The sequence below is a fragment of the Streptomyces panacea genome, assembly GCF_040560175.1.
Lineage (GTDB): Bacteria > Actinomycetota > Actinomycetes > Streptomycetales > Streptomycetaceae > Streptomyces > Streptomyces panacea.
Genome location: NZ_JARJHW010000263.1, coordinates 1 through 7,994 on the forward strand (window position 1 = coordinate 1; position 7,994 = coordinate 7,994).

Here is a 7,994-nt window from a genome sequence, read left to right on the forward strand (position 1 = left end):
CCCCGCTTCGCGGGGGCCGCGCGGTTCGCTGCGCTCACCGTGCCGTGCTGCGCACGGTGGGTTCCTGCGCTGCGCTCCGGAACCCGGGTGGGGCCGGCCGCTGCGCGGCCGGGTTGGGCGAATCTTGACGGTGCGCTAGTTCGGTGTTGAGTATGCGGGTTGGGGAGTGCTTCGCACTCCTGGGCGGATCCGCTGCGCTCCCCCGCCCAAGCGGGTCTTCCGGCTGCGCCTCCAGGACCGCTTGGGCCCGCTTCGCGGGCCCGGCTGGCTACGGGTGGTGGGGTGTTGGTTCGGGTCGGGTTTCGGTGTGGTGGCTGCATCAGTTTGATGCAGCATGTAGCGTTGGTGAAAATGTAGGACACCTTCTGAGTTCATGCACACGAAATTTTTGAGGAGGCTCACTTGCTTGCGGCCAGGAGCATGGAGATCGTCGCTGTGTATTCTGCTTGGCGCTCAGGGGTATGTTTCCAGCGGTCGGCGCTGCGGTGAGCTTCGGCCAGCGCCTCGGCCGTGCGGGCGGCGCCGTGGTCCAGCAACAACCGGACGGTTGCTGGCCGGCCTCCGAACGCCGCCCACTCCAACGGTGTCTTGTCCCGTCCCACCGACTCAAGGCCTGCGCCGTGGTCCAGCAGCAATTGAGCGATGCCCTCATGTCCCTCGGTGGCCGCAACCATCAAGGCAGTAGCCCGTCCCTCGCACAGCCGGCCATCGGGCTCTGCCCCGGCCTCCAGCAGAATGCGGGCCGTGGCCTGCATGCCACGCTCGGCAGTGAAGCGCAGTGGCAGCGTCTCGGCGTACTGCCCGATGGGCTGTTCAGTGTCCGCTCCTGCGGCCAGGAGCAGGCAGACAGCTTCACGATGTCCCGCCCACAGAGCGCGGTCCAGGGCCGTGCGGTGCTCTTGGTCCCGTCCATCGACCGGTGCGCCCCCGCCCAACAAGCTTGTCACCCGCTCCAGGTCGCCAGAGCCCGCCGCTTCCACCAACTCCGCTGTCCCACCCATGTCCCACATCGTCCTCCAACACCGCCACCACGACTACAGCCTTCGCGCGCAGCACATAACGGCCCCTCGTTCACCGTTGTCGGACCATAAGTTGTAGACGTCAGAAAAAAGAAGGTCTTCCATGCCGCACATCCGACTCCGGAAACACCAAGTGGGGGTGCGGTAAGAATGCTGTCACCAGCCGCAAACGGCGGTGATCACTCCTCGGACCTGGTGGGTTGGGGCAGCTCCGGCGTGCTCGTCGCCTCAGCGAGTGTGAGGCGACCGCCCTTCAGTTCGGGCACGTAGTTGTAGATCGTGTTCCTGGAGACGCCGAGGAGCTTTGCGATCGAGGTGACGGTGTTCTCCGGGCGGGCGAGCAGGTCGCGGGCGTGACGTACCTGTTCCTCCGTCATCGCCGGCGGGCGGCCGAGTCGGGCGCCGCGGGCGCGGGCGGCGTCCAGGCCCTCGTTGGTGCCCTGCACGATGAGTTCGCGGATGAACTCCGCAAGCGCCGCGAACACGTGGAAGACCAGGCGCCCGCCGGGCGTGGTCGTGTCGAGCGCCTCGTGCAGCGAGGTGAAGCCGACGCCGCGCTTGCGTAGGCCGGACACGATCGCGATGAGGTCCTGGATGGAACGGCCGAGCCGGTCCAGTGACGGGACGACGAGGGTGTCGCCCTCGCGCAGGTAGTCGAGGGCCTTCCACAGTTCCTCGCGTTCGGCGTTCTTGCCGGACTCCTTGTCGGAGAAGATCCGGATGCAGCCCGCTGTGTTGAGTGCGTGGATCTGCCGGTCGAGCAACTGCCCCTTGGTGGACACGCGTGCGTATCCCACGAGGCTGCCGGTCCGTACGGCCGGAACGGGAGCGAGGAGATCAGCGGTGTCGTCGTCCTGGGGTGGCCGCACCCGCCAGATCGTACAGAAAACGGTGCTCCTCAAGTTCTTAAGCACATCGACTTTCTGACACCGTTTTATGGGCATGATCCGGAGCCGATCCGGCCGCGTACCACCGCTTACCGATCTTGCTCATCAATCGGTCGATAGGTGAGCGCCGCGCGAACGAGCCGTGTGTTCGCGAACATGCGCGACGCCTTTCGGTCACCCGCGCGCTTGTACGACCTTCGGGTTGTCGGTCCCAGTGCTACTGATCCGGAATTGTTTGGGTGAGGAGCCGACCACACGACGGAATGCGGTGCTGAACGCGCTCTCGGATTTGTAGCCGATCATGAACGCGAGTTCGGAGATCGTTCGCGTGCCGTGGCTCAGGGCGTCGCGGGCGAGGCTCATTCTCCACTGGATCAGATAGTCCAGCGGGGTGGTTCCGACCCGGCCCTTGAAGGATGAGGCGAACGCGGAACGTGACATGTGGCTGATACCGGCAAGCTCTTTGAGTGTCCAGGGGTGTGCTGCGTCGGTGTGCATGGCGCGAAGGGCTGCACCGATACCGTCGTCGTTGAGCGCTCCCAGCCAGCCGGTGGGCTGATCGGCCTGTTCGGCGTGGGCGCGCAGCATGTGGACGAACAGGACCTGAGCGAGGTGGTTCAGGACGAGAGAGTTGCCGGCGGCGGCGGTCCTGGTCTCGGAGACCAGGAGCTCGCTGAGATGTGCCAGGAGCTTGCCGCGGGGATCTGCGGCACGGACAAGCACGAGCAGCGGTAGGACTTGGGTCAGGACTGGGGTGTTCGTGTCCTCGAACGAGAGGTGCCCGCCGCAGAGGTACGTGTCTTCCTCGGCCTCCGGGCCGATGCGTACGACACCGTCCTTGGCGCTTCCCCACACCGGCTTCGCGGGGCGCGATGGTGCGGTGAGTGTGCTGGCCAGGACGTAAGGCGGGGGGTTGCCCAGCAGGTAGAAGTCGCCCTCTTCCAGCAGTACGGGCTTGTGCCCGTCAAGGGTCAGCCAGCATGCGCCGCGCGCGACGACACCAAGCTTGACATGCGAGGACTGATCGAAGCGCAGTGCCCACGGTCCTGCCGCATGAAGACCGGGGTCGATCACGGTGCGAGGGCGCAGAAGACCGATGGCGTCGGCGATCGGATCGCTGGAGCCGAGCACGCCCACTTCCTTTCTGTACGATACGTAAAGAAATAAGGACTACACATGATGCACCGTACCGGGGTGTTCCTGAAGTATGGCTATCGAAGCAGGTCAACACAGAGGGATATGGAGACACTCGCATGGGACAGCTTGAGGGCAGGACGGCTGTGGTCACCGGCGGCAGCACCGGAATCGGTCTGGCCACCGCCGCACGTCTGGCAGACGAGGGCGCGCACGTGTTCATCACAGGCCGGCGCAAGACCGAGTTGGACGCCGCTATCGAGACCATCGGAGCATCCAGGGCCACCGCGGTGGCCGGCGACATCTCCGAGGCAGCCGACCTGGACCGGCTCTACGACGCGGTCCGGGCCCGGGGACAGGGACTGGACGTGCTCGTCGCGAACGCAGCGGTCGGTACGTTCGTCACGCTGGAACAGACCACCGAAGACCACTTCGACCAGACCTTCGGAGTCAACGTCCGGGGCACTGTGTTCACCGTGCAGAAGGCGCTCCCGCTGCTCAATGACGGCGCCTCGGTCATCCTGACCTCCTCCACAGCCGCCGACAACGGCATGGAGGCGTTCGGTGCGTACGCGGCGTCCAAGGCCGCTGTCCGGTCATTCGCGCGGACATGGTCCAACGAACTCAAAGGCCGGGGCATCAGGGTCAACGCGGTGTCGCCGGGTGGGGTGGAAACTCCCGGACTCGCCAACATTCTCGGCGGCGAGGAGACACTGTCCGCTGTCAAGGAGAATGTCGCCGCGACTGTGGCCAAGGGCCGCATAGGGCGTCCTGAGGAGGTCGCCGCAGTGGTGGCGTTCCTAGCTTCCGGACAGAGCAGCTACATCGTCGGCGCGAACATCTACGTCGACGGCGGGCAGAACCAGATCTGAGAACTTGATTTCGATTCTTGCTGATCGGTGAGAAACGCCAAGCCTCTGAGCTGCTTCTTCTTCGTTCTTCACGCTCTTGACGCGCGGCGGCGGGGGCTGGGAGGCAGGAAAGAAGGGGCGACGGACGGAGTCCGGCGGGGCGGTGCCGGGGGCCTGCCCGAGGTGATCTGTGAGGAACGGTGGTCGCCAATGGCTCCGAGATGATGCGCTGGTGCCGGATCAGTCGGTCGTCCACGCGTCTGATCCGGCGTTCGACGGGAAGCCGTGGCTGACCGCATTTTCGCGCGAGCACCTGGCTGAGCTGGTCGAACAGTGCAAACGGCGCCCGTTCGTAGACGCCGAGCTGGTGGCCCGTGTCACCGGGACAGCGTCGGTGGCGGGACTGGACCGCCCTTACGCGTCCGCACCTTCCTCGGCCAGCTCCTCATCGCCCGCTGTACGAGGGCTGGGCACTGTGACCGCGGTGAGGCTGAGGCGGGCGGCCATATTCAGGGTGACCTCCCTGTACAGACGCACATGCGACCAGAACAGCGGGGTCAGGCCACGCCGGTCGGCGGGCGTGAGGAGCTCGGCCCACTCAGGTTCGCCGAGGATGTCCTGGAGGATCAGGGTGTTCACGTAGACCAGGGCCGATTGCAGAATCCGCAGGCACAGCACGAACATCTCCTGCTCGTCGCGCCGGTTCGAGGCGATCTCCCCGCCTTTGCCATAGGCGATCACGGAGTTCGCGCCGTTGAGGACTCCATCACGTTCAGGCCCTCCTCGATCTCCCGCTGAAGGTCCCGAAGCCGCAAGTACCGGGCCACGAAGATGGTCTCCTGCGCACGCCCGACCTCCAGCATGGCCGCGTAGGCGGGGTGGGAGGCGTCGCGGGTGAAGCGCCGCAGGATCGCCTCGGTGGACGCGGTACGGGTCCGGATCGCCGTGGCGTACTTGATCATCTGGTCGTACTGCTGGGCGATGAGCTCCCAGCGGATCGGGCGGGTCAGCGCCGGGGTCAGCTGCGGGTAGGCATCCGGCTCACCGGCCACTGGCCGGTACAGCTTCACCTTGTTGATCCGCTTGATCCTCGGCAGCAGGTCGAAGTTCAGCAGCCGCGTGATGCCGAACCCGATTTCCGACTGGCCGTGCGAGTCCGTGTAGTTGGCTTCCACGTCCATGGTGGTGCCGTGCCGCATCGCGCCCTCGATCATCGCGGCGAGCTCGGAGGCGGTGCAGTTGATCAGCTGGGAGTGGATGGCCAGGGACTTCTTCTCCATGTGCCAGTAGATGAGCACCCCGCGGCCGCCGTAGCGCGAGTGCCACTCGGTGAACAGGTTCTGGTCGTAGGCGCGTACGTGGGTGGAGTCGGAGGCGACCGCGGTCGAGCCCTGTCCCCATAGCTCGGTGCTGCGGGCGGCGAAGGTGGCGTTCGCGATCTGGACGGCGATGGCGCGAGCGGCCTCGGCGGACAGGTAGCGGCGGCGTATGTAGCGCAGTTCGTCCTCGGTGCTCGACCTACTCGCGAAGCAAGACCGTTTTCAGCTCGCGGCCTTCTCCGAATCGCTGGTGCTTACCCTCGGCGAACACCAGATCGACCTCGGCGCCTGTACCGAGGTCGTCACGGTCGACAAGGTTCTTGATTTGGCGGGAGCTGCAAGCAGGCCGAGAAGTCACCGTTGTCATGAGGACGATGAAAGACACACCGATGCTGCGATACAGAACACTCGAAAACCCGACTCAGCCTGAGCATTCCAACCAAGGAACTGTACGAGGCGGCACCTGCAACTGCTGCCCATCACGCGGTTCGAACCTCCCTTCGCCGGGCCTGTGCCGGGCAGCACGCAGGTCAGATCGGACCTTCGCACTCGTCGATCCAGTGCGCGAGGAGGCTCAGGGCTGCGAGGCGTTCCAGCGCCTGCTGGGCGGTCATCTCGTCGAAGGCCGCGTGGGTGGCCGTGTTGCGGACGGTCATGTTGAGTCCGGGCGCGTACTTAGAGTTGTGACGGCCGTGACCAGCAGCCAATCCGGGCACTGACCAGGGGTTTTGCCGCGCTGAGACGGCCGGGCACCCAAGTGGGTCCCCAAGGAGCCCCCCAAGCGCCCACGGCAGGAGCCCGAATCGGCCCTGGTACCCGCCACTGCGGTCGGAACTACGGGTCGGCGGCCAAGGGTTTCTGCACCAGTGTCCACGGGGGCAGGTGTTCAGCCGGATGAAGACTCGTTGTCCGCACCGAAGGGCGGGGCGTCGCCGGGCGCCATGTCGGCCCGCACCCGTACGAAGCGGATCGGATGCCGGTAGACGCCGCGGTCGGCGGTGGTGTCCGTGCTGATCTCCGCGACCAGCTCGGGGGCAACCAGGAGCGGATCAACCGGCTGTGGGTCACCGACCTGACGATGATCTCCACCGGCGAGGGTCCCCTGTGGCTGTCCGCGATCCACGACGCCTTTTCCCGCCGGGTGGTGGCGTGGGAGACCTCCGCCCGCGCGGACGCCGACCTGGTCCTGACCACGCTCGAGTACGCCCTCGCGTCCCGCGAGGTCGAGCCCGGACGGCTCATTCACCACGCGGAACACGGCTGTCAATATACGTCGATCAAGCTCACAACTCGCCTTCTGCGTGCGGGAGTTCGGGCGTCCATGGGCTCCGTCGGCGACAGTTACGACAACGCTCTCGCGGAGAACCTGTGGATGATCATCAAGACGGAATGCGTCCGCGGCCGCGTCTTCGCCACCCGGGCCGAGGCGAACCTGGCGCTGTTCGAGTACATCAACGGCTTCCACAACTCCCGGCGCATCCAGAAGCGGCTCTGCTACCTCAGTCCGATCGAGTTCGAGGAGAAGCACTACGCCGACCAGGCAACGGCCGAACGAACGAACCTGAAACCCCGTCAAACCCTTCTGACCAGCTGATCAGCGACTCCCGATCAACGGGGGAACCCCAGTTGACCAGGTTCACGCTGAGCAGGTTCGCTTCCGTCAGCTTCGCTTTAGGCAGGCTCACGCCGGACAGGTTCATCCCGGACCGTGGTCGCTCCCCGGCCAGCCGCCCGAGATGGCGGACGCTCCCGGGCAGATCCCCTCAAGTGGCGGCGGCCCCGAATCCCAGGGTCGTCGGGCGGCGTGGTCATGCGACACCTCCTGTAGGTGTGCTCCGGCCTGGCTGCTGGGTGTGCGGTGGCGGGGCCGTCGCCGTGGTGAGCTGCGGGCGGGGGCCATGGGCAACGGCGCGGTTGCGTATGCCGTCCTGAAGCTTGGCGGCCATCTCGGCGGCGGCAGCCTCGAACGTCCGGCTGGTCTGCTCCACCGCGGCAACATCGGTCGTCTGCTCCACGACTTGACCGGCCTTCCGGTCCGCACGGGACGGCCGTAGGCGGGTCCTCGGGATGGCGGGCACGGCGACGGTGTGCGGCCGGGCACGAGAGCCCATGAGCTCCGCGCGGCGCACCGCGTAGACCCGGGCCGTCAGCACTCCAGCCGCGAAGCGGGCCCGTTCGTACGGCGAGGCGGACCGGTCGCGGGTCAGTGGATGCAGCACGGCCTGTTCCTCGGTGTCGCCCAGGTAAAGGGCGCGCAGGTCGGCGGTCAGCATCCGGCGGCCGACGGGGCGGGTGTAATCGTCGACGACCGCTTGCACGATCTGTTCGTCCAGGCCGGGCTCGTGGGGCCGGCCGCGCATGACGTAGAAGAGGTGGCGTCGGGCTTCAGCAAGCAGGTGTCGGCGCTTGAACGCACCCCGCATCGCGTACACCACGGCGACGGTGTCGACGGCGGCCAGCGCGACATCGACGGCCGGCCGCACCCGCGCCCACAGCGCCGCAGCTGCCGCCCGTGCTCGCTCCGCGAGCCGGTAGACGGTGCAGGCACCCAGCTTCCGGATCGCCGACCGCCTCCAGCCGTCGCGCAGTTCGGACAGCGACCGCGCCACCGTGCGCTTGGGCGGGCGCGTACGGTCGGCGGCCTGGCATTCCAGCACGTAAGCGGCCGCTCCCCCGGCGAGTGCCCGTGCTTCTCCTCGTAGCCAGCCACGAGGGCGGGCATCTTCGAAGAAGGCTTCCTGGCCGCAAGAGGCGAAGATGCGATGGACGGCCTTGCCCGAGTAG

General features: G+C 66.6%; 6 protein-coding genes and 2 pseudogenes. 2 read left to right on the top strand and 6 right to left on the bottom strand.

The features are described from left to right. Positions 1-398: 398 nt before the first annotated feature. The 3 genes from P3L51_RS33770 to P3L51_RS33780 all read right to left on the bottom strand — a co-directional run bounded on the left by P3L51_RS33770 (position 399) and on the right by P3L51_RS33780 (position 3,037). The gene (locus P3L51_RS33770; RefSeq protein ID WP_354609171.1) at positions 399-1,001 is read right to left on the bottom strand and encodes an ankyrin repeat domain-containing protein; all 603 of its coding nucleotides are present in this window, start codon (positions 999-1,001) and stop codon (positions 399-401) included. Between the two features lie 197 nt (positions 1,002-1,198). Beyond that, the gene (locus P3L51_RS33775; protein WP_354609172.1) at positions 1,199-1,888 is read right to left on the bottom strand and encodes a recombinase family protein; all 690 of its coding nucleotides are present in this window, start codon (positions 1,886-1,888) and stop codon (positions 1,199-1,201) included. Between the two features lie 192 nt (positions 1,889-2,080). Then, positions 2,081-3,037 (bottom strand): AraC family transcriptional regulator, encoded by a 957-nt coding sequence (locus tag P3L51_RS33780; RefSeq protein ID WP_354609173.1) that lies wholly within the window; start codon positions 3,035-3,037, stop codon positions 2,081-2,083. 122 nt (positions 3,038-3,159) lie between these two features. Here P3L51_RS33780 and P3L51_RS33785 point away from each other — a divergent pair, with 122 nt between their 5' ends. After that, positions 3,160-3,912, top strand: coding sequence for an SDR family NAD(P)-dependent oxidoreductase (locus P3L51_RS33785; protein ID WP_354609174.1), 753 nt, complete (start codon positions 3,160-3,162; stop codon positions 3,910-3,912). Between the two features lie 393 nt (positions 3,913-4,305). On the opposite strand, the pseudogene P3L51_RS33790 reads toward P3L51_RS33785, so the two are convergent. Then, positions 4,306-5,390: pseudogene (locus tag P3L51_RS33790) on the bottom strand (Tn3 family transposase). Positions 5,391-5,740: 350 nt separating this feature from the next. Beyond that, a complete protein-coding gene (locus P3L51_RS33795) occupies positions 5,741-5,866 on the bottom strand; it encodes a hypothetical protein (RefSeq protein ID WP_354609175.1) in 126 nt (41 codons plus the stop codon). 317 nt (positions 5,867-6,183) lie between these two features. Between P3L51_RS33795 and P3L51_RS33800 the strand changes: the two genes are divergently transcribed. Further along, positions 6,184-6,804 (top strand): IS3 family transposase, encoded by a 621-nt coding sequence (locus tag P3L51_RS33800; RefSeq protein ID WP_354609176.1) that lies wholly within the window; start codon positions 6,184-6,186, stop codon positions 6,802-6,804. Positions 6,805-7,018: 214 nt separating this feature from the next. Here P3L51_RS33800 and P3L51_RS33805 read toward each other — a convergent pair. Next, positions 7,019-7,932, bottom strand: a pseudogene (locus P3L51_RS33805) (MobF family relaxase); the annotation flags it as partial. Positions 7,933-7,994: the final 62 nt, after the last annotated feature.